Below are 16,212 nucleotides of genomic sequence, written 5' to 3'. Positions count from 1 at the left end.
GGTGTAGGTGACGCGCCACAGCGCGGACTGCGCGTCGGCGTTGAAGAAGCCGCGCCCGTAGTCCAGGACGTAGAGCGAGCCGTCCGGGGCGAACTTCCAGTCCATCAGGTTGCGGATGCCGCCCTGGCCGACCGGGATGATCTCGTCGAGGCTCTCGGCGTGCACCGGGATGCCGCCACCGGCCACGTTCCCGGGGTCCATTACCACGGCGTGCCGTGGCTGGGTGCCGTCGTAGAAGTCGCCGACGAACCACTTGCCGTCCCAGTACGCGGGCCAGGCGACCTCGCTGTCCCGCTCCTCGTCGAAGCGGTAGACCGGGCCGTTCATCGTGGCCTGCCCGCCGCCGGTCAGCCACGGCAGCACGAACCGCTGGTCCTGGGCGCGGTAGGTGGGGATGCCGGCCGCGTCGCGTGGGTAGTCGGGGGCACCGCCCTGTGGCGAGTACCAGATGTTGTTGGGGGAGACCGGCGGCAGCTCGACGAGCCCGTCGTTGTGCGGGGACTCGTTCCGCGGGTTGGCGCAGTCGTACCAGCCGAGCGGCTGGGTGGGGTCGGGCAGGTTCCGGTCCCGGTAGGGCTGGTTGTTGCCCATGCAGTACGGCCAACCCCGGTTGCCCGCCCGGGTGATGACGGCGAACGTGTCGTACTTGGCCGGGCCCCAGGTGGTGCTCGGGTTGGCGGCGTCCGGTCCGACCCAGCCCGCGTACAGCCAGTCGGTCTGGGGATCGATCGCGATGCGCGCCGGGTTGCGCACGCCCATCACGTAGATCTCCGCCCGGGTTCTGCCGCCGCCCTCCTCCTCGCCGGTGAACAGGTTGCCGGCCGGGATGGTGTACGTCCCGTCGTCCTCCGGGTGGATCCGCAGGATCTTGCCGTTCAGGTTGTTGGTGTTGCCCGCGGTACGGCGGGCGTCGGCGAAGGACACGCCCTCGAAGGAGGGCTGCGGGTTGTTGCCGGAGTAACCGTCGCTGAAGCCGGAGGAGTTGTTGTCCCCGGTGGCGATGTACAGGTTGCCGTCGGAGTCGAAGTCCATCCCGCCGCCGGCGTGGCAGCAGCTGTGGATCTGCACCGGCCAGGACAGCAGCGTGCGCTCCGAGGCCAGGTCGATCGTGCCCGACGCCGGGTCGAAGGTGAAGCGGGAGACCCGCCGCTCGGCGATCCGGGCCTCGCGGTCGATCTCCGAGTGCGGCGTCCAGTGCAGGTAGATCCAGTTGTTGTCGAGGAAGTCGGGGTCCAGCGCGATGCCGAGCAGCCCCTCCTCGTTCTTCACCAGCTCCTCGCCGCCGCCCTTGTTGCCGAAGACCTCCAGGCTCGCGGCGAGCGAGACCTCCTCGGTGTCCGGGTCGTAGACGTGGACGGTGCCGGGGCCGAGACCGACGTCCGGGTTGTTCCAGTCGGTCACCACCGGGGCGTTCGACCAGCGTCCGCCGCGGCCGATGTAGAAGACCCGGCCGTCGTCGGCGATGTCGAGGCCGTGCGGCTCGCCGATCTGGTCGAGTTCCTGGGGCTGGTTGGGGTCGGTGATCCGCTCGGCCTCGTAGTTGCCGGTGATGGTGGCCCCGCAGTCGGCCTGGGACAACCGGCTGGTCCACAGCAGGGCGCCGCGCAGGTGTTTGCGGAAGTTCTCCTCGACGAAGCTCCGTTCCGTGCCGCCCATGGCGGTGTAGAACGAGCGGCCGCCGTCGTAGTCGCGGCACCAGGAGATCGGGTGGTCCCAGCCCTCGGCGCCGGTTCCCGGCGCGTAGCTGCGCTCCCGCGCCCGGGCCACCGTGTGCACCTCGCCGCTGGGGTTCTCCGTCCAGTTGAACCAGACGTCGCGGCGGGCCCACTCCACCGGCAGGCCCCGGGACGCCGGGTGCGACCGGTCACCGACCTCCACGACGGCCGTCTGCACCTGCTGGGGGCTGCCAGGGTCGGGACGTGCGCCGAGCAGACCGGTGAACCAGGTCGACTCCGGTTGGGCGTTGGCCGCGTCGTGCACCCCGACGAAACCGCCGCCCATCCGCACGTAGTTCTGCAGGGCGGACTCCTGCCGGTCGGTCAACTCGGTGCTGCCGGGGGAGAGGAAGACGATGGCGTTGTAGTCGGTCAGCCTGGTCGGGTCGAAGACCGCCGGGTCGTCGGTCGTCTCGACCTCGAAGTGTTCCCGGCTCGGTCCCTCGGCGCTCAGCGCCTCGACCGCCTCGACACCGGCCTGGGTGCGTTCGGCCGGGGCGTCGGCTCCGTGGAAGACCAGCACCCGCGCCTCGGCGCCGCCCGGCATTCGGTCGGCCGCCTCCGAGCCGGCGGCGGCCGGGGCTCCGCCGAGCAGCGCGGTGGTGAGGGTGACGGCCAGTGCTAACAGCAGTGGTCTGCGGCTCATGGACTGTCAGATCCCTCTCGGGTTGACAACAGAGACGCCTTAGGAAGCTAGACGGCTTTTGACACTCCGCCAATGGTTCCGGACGCAATCGTTGAAACTTCGTCCAGACAATGGGCAAACTCGGCGCATCCGCATACGATCTCGTGCCGTCAAAGTCGTTCTTCAGTGAGCGAGGAAGGCACCGCATGCGGCGATCAGTCTTTTCCCGCCGATCCTTCACCCGAAGTGCGGCCGCGGCCACGTTGGCGCCCGCCGGCCTCACGGCCCTCGGAGCGGCGCAGGCGCAGGCCGTGACGGGCGCGCGCCCCGCCCAGGTACGACGCTTCACGATGTACGCCGAGGAACTCCCGGGCGGCCAAATCGGCTACGGCCTCGAACCGGGCGAGGCACGGGTCCCCGGTCCTCTGCTGGAGATGTACGAGGGCGACACCCTGCAGATCGACCTCGTGAACACCCTCGACGTCCCCGTCAGCCTGCACGTCCACGGCGTCGACTACGCCAACGACAGCGACGGCACCACCCTGACCGGCAGCACCGTGCCACCCGGCGAGAGCCGGCTCTACACCTGGAACACCCACGCCCCGAGCGTCCGCTCCGACGGCACCCTCATACCCGGCAGCGCCGGCTACTGGCACTACCACGACCACGTCGTCGGCACCCCGCACGGCACCGTGGGGCTGCAGAAGGGCCTCTACGGCCCGCTGGTCGTCCGCCGGCAGGGCGACATCCTGCCGGACAAGCAGTTCACGATCGTCTTCAACGACATGACGATCAACAACGTCGCCCCGCACCGGGGCCCCAACTTCGTCGCCACGATCGGCGAACGCTGCGAGATCATCATGATCACGCACGGCGAGTTCTACCACACCTTCCACATGCACGGGCACCGCTGGGCCGACAACCGCACCGGGCTGCTGGCCGACCAGAACGACCCGAGCCGGATCGTCGACACCAAGATCACCGGCCCCGCCGAGTCGTTCGGCTTCCAGGTGATCGCCGGCGAACACGTGGGCCCCGGCCACTGGATGTACCACTGCCACGTGCAGAGCCACTCCGACATGGGCATGGTCGGCATCCTCACCGTCACCAGCCGCGACGGCAGCTACCCGGGCGACCCGCCACCCCTCCACCACTGACCCCTCCACGACCGACCCGTCCGCCACCGACCCGCCGAGGAACCCCCCCGCATCCGCCGCGCCCCGACGGGTAGGCGCCCCGGCGGACATGTCGCCGCGGATGAGGAGGGCTCGGTATGGGATGGGTCAGTCGGCTGGACCGGCAGGTGTTCGCGCGGGTGGCCGCCGCCCACCCACCGGGGATCCAGGCGGTGTTGCCGCGACTGAGCCGCGCCGCCGACCGCAGCCGTCTGTGGCTGGCCACCGCGGCGGCGTTCGCCGCCACCGGCGACCGGACCGCGCGGCGCGCCGCCGTGCGCGGCGTCGGGTCGCTGGCGCTCGCCTCGCTCGTGACCAATCTGGCCGTCAAGTACGTGAGCAGCCGGGAGCGGCCGCACCTCGACGCGGTGCCGCTGGCCAGGCGGCTGAGCCGGCAGCCGCGGTCCACCTCGTTCCCCTCGGGACACGCCGCGGCCGCCGCCGCGTTCGCCACCGGGGTGGCGCTCGAGTCGCCGCGTCGCGGGCTGCTCGTCGCGCCGGTCGCGGCGGCCGTCGCCGGCTCCCGGGTCTACGTCGGCGTGCACTACCCGGCCGACGTGCTCGCCGGCGCGCTGATCGGCGTGGGCGCGGCGCTGACGACCCGCCGCTGGCTGCCGCGCCGGCCGCCGGTCGGCGCGTTCGCCCACCGGAGGGCGGCCGCGCCGGCGCTGCCCGGCGGCGCCGGCCTGGTCGTCGTGGTCAACTCCGGGGCGGGCGGCGGCGCCTCGACCGCCGGCGACCGGATACGGAAGCTGCTCCCCGACGCCGAGGTGGTCGAGCCGACCCACGACGACGACCTCGACGCGGTGCTCGCCGCCGCGGCCGACCGGGCGCGGGCGCTCGGCGTCTGCGGCGGGGACGGCACGGTGAACGCGGCCGCCGCCCACGCGGTGGAGCGGGGCCTGCCGCTCGCCGTCTTCCCGGGCGGCACGCTCAACCACTTCGCCCTCGACACCGGAATCCCGGGCTTCGCCGAGACGGCCGAGGCGGTGACGGCCGGCGAGGCCGTCGACGTGGACGTGGCCCGCATCCGCCCGGCGGCCGGCGCCGCCGGCCCCCCGACGTACTTCCTCAACACCTTCAGCATCGGGATCTACCCCGAACTCGTCCAGGCCCGCGAGGAGTTGCGGGAGCGGACCCGGCTCGGGGCCTGGGGCAAGTGGCCGTCGGCCGCCGTCTCGCTGGTCCGGGTGCTCGCCACCGCCGAGCCGTTCGACGTCGCGCTCAACGGGCGCCCGCTGCGCCTGTGGCTGCTGTTCGCCGGCAACGGCATCTACTCGGGCGAGGGGTCCGCGCCCGCGCACCGCACCCAACTCGACGACGGACTGCTCGACGTGCGGGCCGTCACCGCGGACCGGCCGCTGGCCAGGACCCGCCTCGCGCTGGCCGCGCTCACCGGGACGCTCGCCCACTCCCGGGCGCACACCGCGGGCCGGCTGCGACGCCTGCGGATCACCGAACTGTCCGACGGCGGGCCGCTCGCCTACGACGGCGAGACCGCCGCCGCCCCGCGGGACCTGGTGCTCGACAAGCACCCCAGCCCCCTCGCCGTCTACCGCCCGCTCCCCGCCGACGAGTGGTGACGACGGTCCCCGCGTTCCACCCGTCAGGGGGTGCCGAGCTGGAGCTTTACCCGGAACCCAGGCAAAAGTCGGGCGAGTTCATGTGAAAGGGCTTCCTCATTCGTGGCGAAGGCTCTACCTTCCCCATGCGGACAGCAGAAGCTGCATCGTGACTCCCTCCTCCCCCACCAGGTTCCGCCGTGCCACGACGTACGCGCGCGGCGCGACGGCTTGATGAACCCCACATCCAGGAACGGAGACCGCCCGCATGAACCGCCGTACCAGACAGTTGACCTGCCTCGGCATCGGGGCCCTGCTCAGCGTCACCGCACTGTCGACGTTCCCCGCCGCGACCGCGCAGGTCGTCCAGGACGCCCGGGTCGCCCAGGACGACCCCGCCTACGAGGTGCTGGTGTTCTCGAAGACGGCCGGGTTCCGGCACGACTCGATCGAGGAGGGGATCGCCGCGATCACCCAACTCGGCGCGGCCAACGGCTTCACCGTGACCGCGACCGAGGACGCGGGCGCCTTCACCGCCGAGAACCTGGCCCAGTTCGAGGCCGTCGTCTTCCTCTCCACCACGGGCGACGTGCTGAACACCGCCCAGGAGGCGGCCTTCGAGGGCTACATCAACGCCGGTGGCGGATACGTGGGCGTGCACGCCGCCGCCGACACCGAGTACGACTGGGCCTGGTACAACGGCCTGGCGGGCGCGCTCTTCCAGTCGCACCCGCAGATCCAGCCGGCCACCGTCCGGGTCGAGGACCGCGCCCACGACGCCACCGCCCACCTGGGCGACACCTGGCAGCGGACCGACGAGTGGTACAACTACCGCACCAACCCGCGCTCCACCGCGCACGTGCTGGCGTCCCTCGACGAGTCCAGCTACACCGGCGGCACCATGGAGGGCGACCACCCGATCGCCTGGTGCAAGGAGTACTCGGGCGGCCGGGCCTTCTACACCGGCGGCGGCCACACCGCCGAGTCCTACGCCGAGGAGGAGTTCGTCCGGCACCTGCTGGGCGGCATCCGCTGGGCCGCCGGCCGCACCCAGGCCGACTGCCGGCCGGAGACCGGCTACACCGCCCTCTTCGACGGTTCGGGCACCGACGGCTGGTCGCAGGCCGGCCCCGGCTCGTTCAGCCTGTCCGACGGCACGCTCACCTCGCAGGGCGGCATGGGCCTGTTCTGGTACGAGGCGGCCGAGTTCGGGTCCTACTCGCTGAAGCTCGACTGGCGGCTGGAGGGCGACGACAACTCGGGCGTCTTCATCGGCTTCCCGGCCTCGGACGACCCGTGGTCCGCGGTCGACAACGGATACGAGATCCAGATCGACGCGACGGACGCGCCCGACCGCACCACCGGTGCCGTCTACGGCTTCCAGTCCGCCGACATCGCCGCCCGCGACGCCGCCCTCAACCCGCCGGGCGAGTGGAACACCTACGAGATCCGCGTCGAGGGCGAGCGTCTCCGTGTCTTCCTCAACGGCGTGCTCGTCAACGACTTCACCAACACCGACCCCGCGCGCAGCCTCCTGGACGGCTACATCGGGCTCCAGAACCACGGAGCGGCCGACACCGCGTCCTTCCGGAACGTCCGGATCCAGGAACTGGACGTCGCCCCGGTGACCGGCCCGATCGTGGGCCACGGCGGGAAGTGCCTCGACGTGCGGGGCGCCCACCCGGCCGACGGCACCCGGATCCAGCTGTGGAGGTGCAACGGCACGGCCGCGCAGGACTGGACGGTGGCCGAGGACGGGACGCTCCGGGCGCTGGACGGGTGCATGACGGCCGCCGGGACGCGGAACGGGGCGCCCGTCCGGCTCCACGCCTGTGACGGCGGCGCCGACCAGCAGTGGCTGGCCCGGGACGACGGCACGCTCCTCAACCCCGCGTCCGACCGGTGCGTCGACGCCGTGGGACGCTCCGCGCACAACGGCACCCGGATCCAGTTGTCGGCCTGCACCAGCGGCACCGACCAGATCTGGCGGCTTCCCACCGCCGGCTAGGGCCCGGCCTCCGTGCTCCGAACGACGGACGTCCCCGCCCGGCCGAGGCCGGGCGGGGACGCGGAACGAGGCGGGGGGCCGTCGGTCAGGGCACGGTCACGCCGTAGGCGTTGGCCGCCTCGACCACCGGCTGGAAGAACGTGACGCCGCCCGAGGTGCAGTTGCCGCTGCCCCCGGAGGTCAGGCCGAGACCGGTGGCGCCGGACCAGAGCGGACCGCCGCTGTCGCCGGGCTCGGCGCAGATGTTGGTCTGGATCATGTCGTACACGACCTCGCCGTTGCCGTAGTCGACCGTCCACCCCAGGCCGGTGACGGACCCGCAGCGCACGCCCGTGGTGGAGCCGCTGCGGCAGGCCGACTGGCCCACGACCGGGTTGGCGAACCCGGTGATGGTGCCGCCGCCCGCCACGGTGCCGGGCACCGAGGACGGCTGCGGGTCGTAGGCCACGATGCCGAAGTCGTTGACGGGGAACGACGATCCGGCGGTGTAGCCGATCCAGGCGGAGCCGTTGTGCCACAGCGGGTACGGCGGCGTCGGGCCACCGTACGGGTCGGCGGTACAGTGACCGGCCGTCAGGAAGTAGTAGCTGCTGCCGGAGCGGACGTTGAAGCCGAGCGAGCAGCGCCAGCCGACGTCGGCGTAGATCGCGTCGCCGCCCTGCAGGTACTTCTCGAAGGTGCCCTCGGTGCGCTGGACGTCCAGGGCGCCGGCCAGGTCGCCGGCGGTGTCCCTGAGCTCGGCGAGGTCGGCCGCCGAGACGGTGTCGTCGGCCAGGACCGTGACCGTGTCCGTCGTCTGGTCGACCGCCCAGGCGAGGCCGCCGATGCCCGCGGCCTCGACGGCCTCGCTGGCGGCGGACAACTCGGTGGCGCTGAAGGCGCCGTCGTCGGCCTGTGCGGTGGCCGGCAGGAACAGCGCCGACGCGGCGACCAGGCCGGTGGCGACCGCCAGGGCCCGTAAGCCGCGGGCCAGACGCCGGCGCGAGGTGGTGCGCTTCGATCTCACGTGCATTCCTCCAGTGGGATGCGTTGATCCGATGGATGAGACGGCTGTGAGGTGCGTGAAGCATGAGAACCGGCACGTGATGGGCGAAGATCGCACATTTCCCCAACAAGTGCCGCACTGAATACTCTCATTCCATAACCCGGTGGCAAGGCGCACTTTCGGCCAGCGGCGTGCCCCGTGCCCCGACGCACCGGTGCGCCCCGGCGGTGCCGCGGGCCATGCTGGTCGAGGACCGACTCACGCTCGCCGCCGGCCCGTCGAGGGCCGGCCCGATGATGGGAGACCCATGTCCGACCAGCAGGACCGCCGACAGCCCGCCGCCGTGGGGGACGACGTCCCCGCGAGCCACCGCTTCTGGGACGCCCTCGCCGGCGGAACGGACCACCGGCCGGCGGACCTTCGGGCCGCCGCGGAGGTCGAGCGACTCTTCCCCGAACTGGTCGCCGGCGCCCGCGCCACCCGCCCCTTCCAGGCCCGGGTGGTCAGACACCTCGTCGAGGCGGGCGTCCGGCAGTTCATCGACCTCGGGACCGGTCTGCCGAGCGCCGGCAACACCCACCGCCTCGCCCAGGACCTGGCCCCCGACGCCCGGATCGTCTCCGTGGACATCGACCCCCGGCTGATCCGACACGTCAGCGCCCTGATGCCCAGCAGCTCCGAGGGCGCCGCCGACTACGTCGCCGCCGACATCAGGGACGTCGACGCCGTGCTCGACCGGGCCGCCGCCACCCTGGACCTGGCGCGGCCGGTCGCCGTCCTCGCCATGAGCATGTTGGGCCACCTGCCGCCCGGCACGGCCCCCGGCGTCGTCCGGCGCTACACCGCCGCGCTGGCCCCCGGCAGCCACCTCGCGGTGTGCGACAGCTGGGCGGGCGCCCCCGGCGTGACGGAGGCGTCCGACGCCTACAACGCCACCGGCGCCATGCCCTACCACCTCTTCGCCTCGCTCGACGAACTGGCGGACACCGCCGCCGGCCTGACGATCCTGGACCCCGGAGTGGTCCCGGTCGACCACTGGCGCCCCGACACCCCGGCCCCGGCCCCGGGTCCGGGCGTCGGCCAGTTCGGACTCCTCGCCGTGAAGGACTGAGGCGGGTCACTCCCCGCCGTACAGGGACTCGGCCGCCGCGGCGGCGACCGTCTCCGCCACCAGGGCGAGCGCCGGCACGTCCAGCTTCCACTGCTGCCAGTACAGCGGTACGTCCACCCGCGCCCCCTTCCCGGGCGCCAACTCGACCAGGGCCCCCGACCGCAGGAGCGGTTCCGCCTGCGGCTCGGGGACCAGCCCCCAGCCGAGCCCCGCGGCCACCGCGTCGCAGAACCCCTCCGACGTGGGCACATGGTGCCGCAGCCGGCCGGCGCCCGACCGCCCGGACGTGAGGGAGCGGACGAACCGGTCCTGCAGCTGGTCACGCCGGTCGAAGACGATCACCGGCGCCGCCGGCAGGCAGCGCTCCACCGGCTCGGCCGACAGGTGGCGCGCCGCGAACCCCGCGCTCGCGACGGGCAGATACCGCGCCAGGCCCAGCGGCCGCACCAGGCAGCCCGCCACCGGCTCGGCCGCCGACGTCACCGCCGCCATCACCTGCCCCTCACGCAGCAGCGCCGCCGTGTGCCCCTCGTCCTCGCGGCGCAGGTCGAAGCCGACCGGCGGGTTCTGCGGCACCCGGGTCAGGGCCGGCAGGAACCAGGTGGCCAGGGAGTCCGCGTTCACCGCGATCGGCACCCGGGTCCCCTCCGCCCCGGCCGCGGTCCCCAACTCCCCCCACGCGTCCCGCTCCAGGGCGGCCAGCTGGCGCGCGAACCGCACCACCACCTGCCCGGACTCCGTCGGCCGCACCGGCTTCGTGCGCATCAGCAGCACCCGCCCCGTGCGCTGCTCCAGGGCCTTGACCCGCTGGCTGACCGCGGAGGGCGTCACGTGCAGGGCAGCGGCGGCGGCGTCGAAGGTGCCCTCGTCGACGACGGCCAGCAGCGTCCGCACCTGGTCGAAGGGCAGCTCAGTCATCACGAGGGCTAATGGTACGTAAGAAACATGAGCTGTACTGATGTCGCCGTGGTGCATAGCGTCGGACGACGTGAACAGCGGCATCCTCCCGGCGGCGCTCGCCGGATACGGCACGGGCCTCTCCCTCATCGTCGCCATCGGCGCCCAGAACGCGTTCGTGCTGCGTCAGGGGGTGCGCGGGGAGGCCGTCCTCCCGGTGGTCGTCATCTGCGCCGTGTCCGACGCGCTCCTCATCGCCCTCGGCGTGGCGGGCCTCGGCACCCTGGTCACCGCCTGGCCGCCCGCGCTGACCGTGGTCGGCCTGGCCGGCGGCGGCTTCCTGATCTGCTACGGGCTGCTGGCCGCCCGCCGCGCCCTGCGCCCCGCCGCCGGACAGGCCCTGACGGCGCGGGGCGCCGCGGCGGGCTCCGCCCGCGCCGCCGTGCTCACCTGCCTGGCCATGACCTGGCTCAACCCGCACGTCTACCTCGACACCGTGCTGCTGCTCGGCTCGGTCGCGGCCGACCGGGGCTCGCTGCGCTGGGTCTTCGGCCTCGGCGCCGTGCTGGCGAGCCTGACATGGTTCGCCGGACTCGGCTACGGCGCCCGACTGCTGGGCGGCGTCCTGGCCCGTCCGGCCGCCTGGCGGGTGCTCGACACCCTCGTCGCGGCCACCATGCTGGCGATGGGCGCCATGCTGGTGGCCCGCACCGTCTGACCCGGCGGGGCCGGGCGTCACGCGCCGACGACGTCGGCCCGGAGGGCCTGGCCGACGAAGCGGCGCCGGTGGTTTCCGAACAAGGTCTCCGTGGCCGCCCGCCGCCTCGTGTGCCGGGCGCCGACTCACCGCCTCACTGGCTGGTGATCACGGTCACGGTGGTGACGACGCTCGCCGCCGTGATCGCCGCGGCGGTGCGGGCCACCGCGGTGCTCACGGCCACGGCTCCCCAACTGCCGTTCTCGAACGCCTTCGCCCGCTGGTGGACCGTGGCCGACCACTTCGGCGCGGGGTGCAGCGACGGCAGGGTGCCGCTGGCCGAAAGCAGCGCGATCACCGCGGCGGTGCGCGTGTCGGGGGTCTCCCCGTCCTCCAGCGCGGCACACACGCGCCGGCGCAGCGCCGCCTCGTGCCGCGCGTCGTCGACCGGCAACCTGGTCGAGGGGAAGATGCCCAGCACCTTCCTGGACTCCCGGCGGATGAGCCCGCGTTCGACCAGCCGGTCGATCACCGGTTTCCGGAGACCGCCGCCGATCTCCAGCAGGACCGTCTAGACGCCACGGGGCCGCTCCGCGACCTTCTCGTAGGCGGACCGAAGCAGGGGGTCCGCGAGGTCGCCCGCGCCGACCGCGACGACCCTCGGCCCGCTCAGCCCGGATCGGCTCTCGTCGACATCGATCTCGCCGCGGAGCGCGAGGTCGACGAGCACGGCGCCGCCCAGGGTGTAGTGGAGGGTGCCGGCGCCGGCCGGGACCCCGGTCTCGTCGTCCAGCAACAGCAGCAGCACCTCCTCGACGAGCAGCGGTTCGTCCTGCATGTCGCCCCCTTCCCCGTTTCTCGTGGCGTTCGCCGGCCGGTCCCACGAAACGACCGGCCGGGTCGACTCCAGTCTTGTCCCGGCCCCGCCGCCCGGCCAGTGACACCCGTCACGAGTTCGCGCGAGCGGCATCGGGCGGCGGCCGGCGGCGTCGGATGCCGGCCGTCGCCGTCGCCGTCGCCGTGGCCGTCGCCATCGGCCTCCGGGCCGACCGGTCGCCCGACTACGCGACGTCCGCGGGGAGTTCGACCGGGTACTCGGCGCCGGAGTCGGCGGAGCCGGAGACGGTCCGCCAGGCCTCGGCCTCGGCGATCTGCCGCCGCGAGTGGTCGACCGCCATCCGGGCCGCGCCCCCACCGAGCAGCAGGTGGCCGGGGAGGTGCTCGCGCTTGACCACGCGGACGAGGATATCGGCGGCGCGGTCCGGGTCGCCGGCGGAGCCGCCGCCGCGTACGAGGTCGGCGAAGGCGCCGACGGTCTCCCGGTACTCCTCCGGGACGGCCTGGACGTCCATGGAGGCTCCGGCCCAGTCGGTGGCGAAGCCGCCGGGCTCGACGACCAGGTAGCGGATGCCGAGCGGGGCGGTCTCGGCGGCGAGCACGCGGGTGAGGCCGTCGATGCCGAACTTGGCCGCCTGGTAGGAGCCGAGACCGGCGGTGCCCCCCACCCGACCGCCGACGGACGAGAACTGGACGACGGTGCCGCCGCCCTGCGCCCTGAGCAGGGGCAGTGCCGCCCTGGAGACGTTGTACACGCCCCAGAAGTTCGTCTCGAACTGGCGGCGGAAGTCGTCCACCCGGGCCGTCTCGACCGGGGCGACGTTCGCGTAGCCGGCGTTGTTGACGATCACGTCGACGCGGCCGAAGCGGTCGCGGGCGGTGTCGAGCGCGGCGACGGCTGCGGCGGCGTCCGTCACGTCGAGCGCGACCGGAAGGACCCGGTCGCCGAACCGCTCCGCCAGGGCGGCGAGTTGTTCCGGCCGGCGGGCGGTGGCGACGACCTGGTCGCCGGCCTCCAGGGCCGCGGTCGCGAGGGAGCGGCCGAAGCCGCGGGAGGAACCCGTGATGAACCATGTCTGGACTGCCATGCAGATAGCAAAACGCGGTTGCGGTAATAACGCAACCCAGTTGCGCTAACATGGCCGCATGGTCGCCAGGAGTCAGCCCACCAGGGCCAGGAGCCCCCAGGCCAAGCGGGTCCGCGAGGCCGCGATCCTCGACGCCGCGGCCCGGCTGGCCACGGCCGACGGCATCCGCGCGGTGACCCTGACCGACATCGCCACCGCGGTCGGCATGCACAAGTCCGCGATGCTCCGCTACTTCGAGACCCGGGAGGAGATCTTCCTCCGGCTGGCCGGCGCCGGCTGGGCCGAGTGGTCACGGGAGGTGCGCCGGCGCCTCGCCCACGCGGTGCCAGGGGCGGCCGGCGAGGACCCGGCGGTCGAGACCGCCGCCCTGCTGGCCGAGTCGCTGGTCGCCCGCCCCCTCTTCTGCGACCTGCTCGCCCACACCCCGATGAACCTGGAACGCAACGTCTCGACGAAGGCCGTCCGCTCCTTCAAGCTGACCGCCGTCGCCGAGGCGGGGGCCGTGGGCGCGGCGCTGCGCCGGGTGGTTCCGCTGAGCCCGCCGCAGGCCGGTGACGTCGTCGCCACGGCCACCGCGATGGCCGGCGCGCTGTGGCAGATGGCCGCCCCGGGAACCGAACTGCGCCGCTTCTACGAGTCGGACCCCGCCCTCGCCCACGCCGTCGTCGACGTCGCCCCCCGGTTGACCGGCATCCTGACCGCGCTGCTCCGCGGCTACGGCGCCACCAGGATGGTCTCGCGCCCTCCTCGCCAGAAGCGCCCCGACGAGGTCGAGACGGCCGAGTGAGGCGCCCACTCATCGGATGTATCGCCGCCGAGTAGTCGCGGCGCCGCCGGAGAGTGGCGGCATGCACGGGGGTTGACGCTGAATACATCGGATCTCTACCGTCTGTGGTGCTGAACCCTGGGTTGGGCCCCAGGGCGTTCCGCCCCCGCGACCCTCGCCGAGCGCACGAGGGTCGCTCGCGCCGCCCCACACCCGAACGTGGATCCCGCCAGTCGCCAGCGAACCTCGACCGAGAACTCGACGCGGCCGTGCCTGTCCGGGGCGCCACCGCCCGAGCCCCGCGGAGCCCCGCGCCGACCACCGGTCGCCCCCCACACCACAGGAGTCGTCGTTGCCTCCCCACACCAACCGCAGACACTTCCTGGCCGTCTCCGCCGCGGGCACCGCCGGCGCCGCCGCGATGGCCGCGACCGGCACCCCGGCCGCCGCGTCCCCCCGCGACGCCCGAACCGCCCCGGCCGGGGCCGCGTCCGACGCGCCACGCGCCGACCATCCGCTGCGCCTCTGGTACACCGCCCCGGCCGCCGACTGGCTCCAGGCGCTGCCCATCGGCAACGGCCGGCTCGGCGCCATGGTCTTCGGCGGCGTCGAGACCGAACGGCTCCAGCTGAACGAGGACACCGTCTGGGCCGGCGGACCCTACGACCCGGCGGCCCCCGACGGCCTGGCGAACCTGCCGGAGATCAGGCGCCGGGTCTTCGCCGGCGACTGGTCGGGGGCCCAGGAGCTGATCGGCAGCACCTTCATGGGCACCCCGCTCGGCCAACTGCCGTACCAGCCGGTCGGGAACCTCCGGCTGACCTTCCCCGCCGGCGGCCCGGCCGGTGACTACGCCCGCGAACTCGACCTCACCACCGCCGTCGCCCGCACCCGCTACACCCGCGACGGCGCCACCCACACCAGGGAGGTCTTCGCCAGCGGCGCCGACCAGGCGATCGTGGTCCGGCTGACCGCCGAGGGCGGGCGGATCTCCTTCTCCGCCGCCTTCGACAGCCCGCAGACCAGTACCCCCCACTCGCCCGACCCGCTCACCATCGGTCTCGACGGCTCGGGCGAGACCGTCGACGGCCTCACCGGCGAGGTGCGGTTCCGTGCCCTGGCGACGGTGCGCGCCACCGGCGGCACCGTGACCAGCCAGCACGGCACCCTGACGGTCACCGACGCCGAGGCCGTCACGCTGCTGATCGCCGTCGGCACCAACCGCACCACCTACCAGGACCTGACGGGCGACCCCGAGCGCCGGGCGCGCGAGCCGCTGCTCGCCGCCGCCGACCGCCCCTACGACGAGCTGCGCGCCCGTCATGTCGCGGACTACCGGCGCTACTTCGACCGGACCACCCTCGACCTGGGGGAGACACCGGCGGCCCGGCTGCCCACCGACCAGCGGGTGACCGCCTTCGCGGCCGGCTCCGACCCGCAACTCGTCGCGCTCTTCTTCCAGTTCGGCCGCTACCTGCTGATCTCCAGCTCCCGCCCCGGCACCCAGCCGGCCAACCTCCAGGGGTTGTGGAACGACCAGCTCAGGCCGCCGTGGGACGCGAAGTACACCATCAACATCAACACCGAGATGAACTACTGGCCCGCCGGACCCGCCAACCTCATCGAGACCATGGAACCGGTCCTGGACCTGCTGGAGGACCTGGCCGTCACCGGCCAGCGCACCGCCCGCCTCCAGTACGGCGCCGGCGGCTGGGTGTGCCACCACAACACCGACGCCTGGCGCGGCACCGCGCCGGTCGACGGCCCGTTCTGGGGGATGTGGCAGACGGGCGGCGCCTGGATGGCCCTGCACGTCTGGGAGCACTACCGCTTCACCGGCGACCTCGCCGCGCTCCGCCGCCGTTTCCCCGTGCTGAAGGGCGCGGCGCGGTTCTTCGTCGACTCCCTCGTCGAGGACCCGAACACCGGCCACCTGGTCACCTGCCCCGCCAACTCGCCGGAGAACGCCCACCATCCCGACGCCTCGGTCTGCGCCGGCCCCACCATGGACATGCAGATCCTGCGCGACCTGTTCGGGGCGGTGGCCGAGGCCGCCGCCCTCCTGGGGACCGACGCCGACCTCCGCGAGCAGGTGCTGCGGCTGCGCGACCGGCTGGCGCCGACCAGGATCGGCGCCCAGGGCCAGATCCAGGAGTGGCAGGAGGACTGGGACGCCATCGCGCCCGAGCAGCACCACCGGCACGTGTCGCACCTCTACGGCCTGCACCCCGGCAACCAGATCACCGTCCACGGCACGCCCGACCTGGCCAGGGCCGCCCGGGTCACGCTGGAGCAGCGCGGCGACGACGGCACCGGCTGGTCCCTGGCCTGGAAGATCAACTTCTGGGCCCGGCTGGCCGACGGCGCCCGCTCCTACAAGCTGCTGCGCGACCAGCTCACCCCCGAGCGCACCGCCCCCAACCTCTTCTGCCTCCACCCGCCCTTCCAGATCGACGGCAACTTCGGCGCCACCGCCGGCGTCACGGAATGGCTGGTGCAGTCCCACACCGACGAGGTCCAGCTGCTGCCCGCCCTGCCCCCCGAACTGCCCGACGGCCGGGCCACCGGCCTGGTCGCCCGCGGCGGCCACACCATCGATCTCGACTGGCGGGACGGCGAGCTCCACCGCGCCACCCTCCGCGCCCGACACCGCCGCCCGGTGACCCTCCGCACCGCGGTGCCCGTCGACGTGGCCGCCGGCGACGCACCCACCCGCGTCCAACGGCCGGAACCCACCCTGATCACC

Annotated in this window: 11 protein-coding genes and 1 pseudogene; 7 read left to right on the top strand and 5 right to left on the bottom strand. The window is 73.4% G+C overall.

All coding sequences use genetic code 11. From position 1 onward, the window contains the following. The coding region (locus E1283_RS15055; RefSeq protein ID WP_207930407.1) for a ThuA domain-containing protein at nt 1-2,361 on the bottom strand (2,361 nt) is incomplete at its 3' end. A 185-nt stretch (nt 2,362-2,546) separates the two neighbouring features. Here E1283_RS15055 and E1283_RS15050 point away from each other — a divergent pair. The 3 genes from E1283_RS15050 (at nt 2,547) to E1283_RS15040 (ending at nt 7,085) form a co-directional block, all read left to right on the top strand. Further along, nucleotides 2,547-3,497, top strand: a complete 951-nt coding sequence (locus E1283_RS15050; protein ID WP_132818540.1) for a multicopper oxidase domain-containing protein — start codon at nt 2,547-2,549, stop codon at nt 3,495-3,497. Nucleotides 3,498-3,613: 116 nt separating this feature from the next. Next, nucleotides 3,614-5,098 carry a bifunctional phosphatase PAP2/diacylglycerol kinase family protein gene (locus E1283_RS15045; RefSeq protein WP_132818539.1) on the top strand — a complete coding sequence of 495 codons (1,485 nt, stop codon included), beginning with the start codon at nt 3,614-3,616 and terminating at the stop codon, nt 5,096-5,098. Nucleotides 5,099-5,345: 247 nt separating this feature from the next. Next, nucleotides 5,346-7,085 (top strand): ThuA domain-containing protein, encoded by a 1,740-nt coding sequence (locus tag E1283_RS15040; protein ID WP_132818538.1) that lies wholly within the window; start codon nt 5,346-5,348, stop codon nt 7,083-7,085. A gap of 85 nt (nt 7,086-7,170) precedes the next feature. Here the strand turns inward: E1283_RS15040 and E1283_RS15035 are convergent, their stop codons facing one another. Next, nucleotides 7,171-8,091: a S1 family peptidase gene (locus E1283_RS15035; RefSeq protein WP_132818537.1), complete on the bottom strand. Its 921-nt coding sequence runs from the start codon at nt 8,089-8,091 to the stop codon at nt 7,171-7,173. A 286-nt stretch (nt 8,092-8,377) separates the two neighbouring features. Here E1283_RS15035 and E1283_RS15030 point away from each other — a divergent pair, with 286 nt between their 5' ends. Next, on the top strand, nt 8,378-9,181 hold the full coding sequence (locus tag E1283_RS15030) for an SAM-dependent methyltransferase (protein ID WP_132818536.1): 804 nt from the start codon (nt 8,378-8,380) through the stop codon (nt 9,179-9,181). 6 nt (nt 9,182-9,187) lie between these two features. Here the strand turns inward: E1283_RS15030 and E1283_RS15025 are convergent, their stop codons facing one another. Beyond that, the gene (locus tag E1283_RS15025) at nt 9,188-10,099 is read right to left on the bottom strand and encodes a LysR family transcriptional regulator ArgP (RefSeq protein WP_132818535.1); all 912 of its coding nucleotides are present in this window, start codon (nt 10,097-10,099) and stop codon (nt 9,188-9,190) included. Nucleotides 10,100-10,169: 70 nt separating this feature from the next. Between E1283_RS15025 and E1283_RS15020 the strand changes: the two genes are divergently transcribed. After that, nucleotides 10,170-10,796, top strand: coding sequence for a LysE/ArgO family amino acid transporter (locus tag E1283_RS15020; RefSeq protein ID WP_132818534.1), 627 nt, complete (start codon nt 10,170-10,172; stop codon nt 10,794-10,796). Between the two features lie 133 nt (nt 10,797-10,929). Here E1283_RS15020 and E1283_RS15015 read toward each other — a convergent pair. Both E1283_RS15015 and E1283_RS15010 read right to left on the bottom strand, forming a co-directional pair. Next, a pseudogene (locus tag E1283_RS15015) lies at nt 10,930-11,613 on the bottom strand (GOLPH3/VPS74 family protein). A gap of 223 nt (nt 11,614-11,836) precedes the next feature. Next, a complete protein-coding gene (locus E1283_RS15010) occupies nt 11,837-12,700 on the bottom strand; it encodes an SDR family NAD(P)-dependent oxidoreductase (RefSeq protein ID WP_132818533.1) in 864 nt (287 codons plus the stop codon). Between the two features lie 58 nt (nt 12,701-12,758). Between E1283_RS15010 and E1283_RS15005 the strand changes: the two genes are divergently transcribed. After that, nucleotides 12,759-13,487 carry a TetR/AcrR family transcriptional regulator gene (locus E1283_RS15005; protein WP_132818532.1) on the top strand — a complete coding sequence of 243 codons (729 nt, stop codon included), beginning with the start codon at nt 12,759-12,761 and terminating at the stop codon, nt 13,485-13,487. A 331-nt stretch (nt 13,488-13,818) separates the two neighbouring features. Beyond that, nucleotides 13,819-16,212, top strand: a 2,394-nt coding sequence (locus E1283_RS15000) for a glycoside hydrolase family 95 protein (RefSeq protein ID WP_425086178.1), incomplete at its 3' end; no start/stop codon positions are given.

Source organism: Streptomyces hainanensis, assembly GCF_004348415.1.
Classification (GTDB): Bacteria; Actinomycetota; Actinomycetes; order Streptomycetales; family Streptomycetaceae; genus Streptomyces; species Streptomyces hainanensis.
This window is presented reverse-complemented; position numbering and strand designations above follow the sequence as displayed.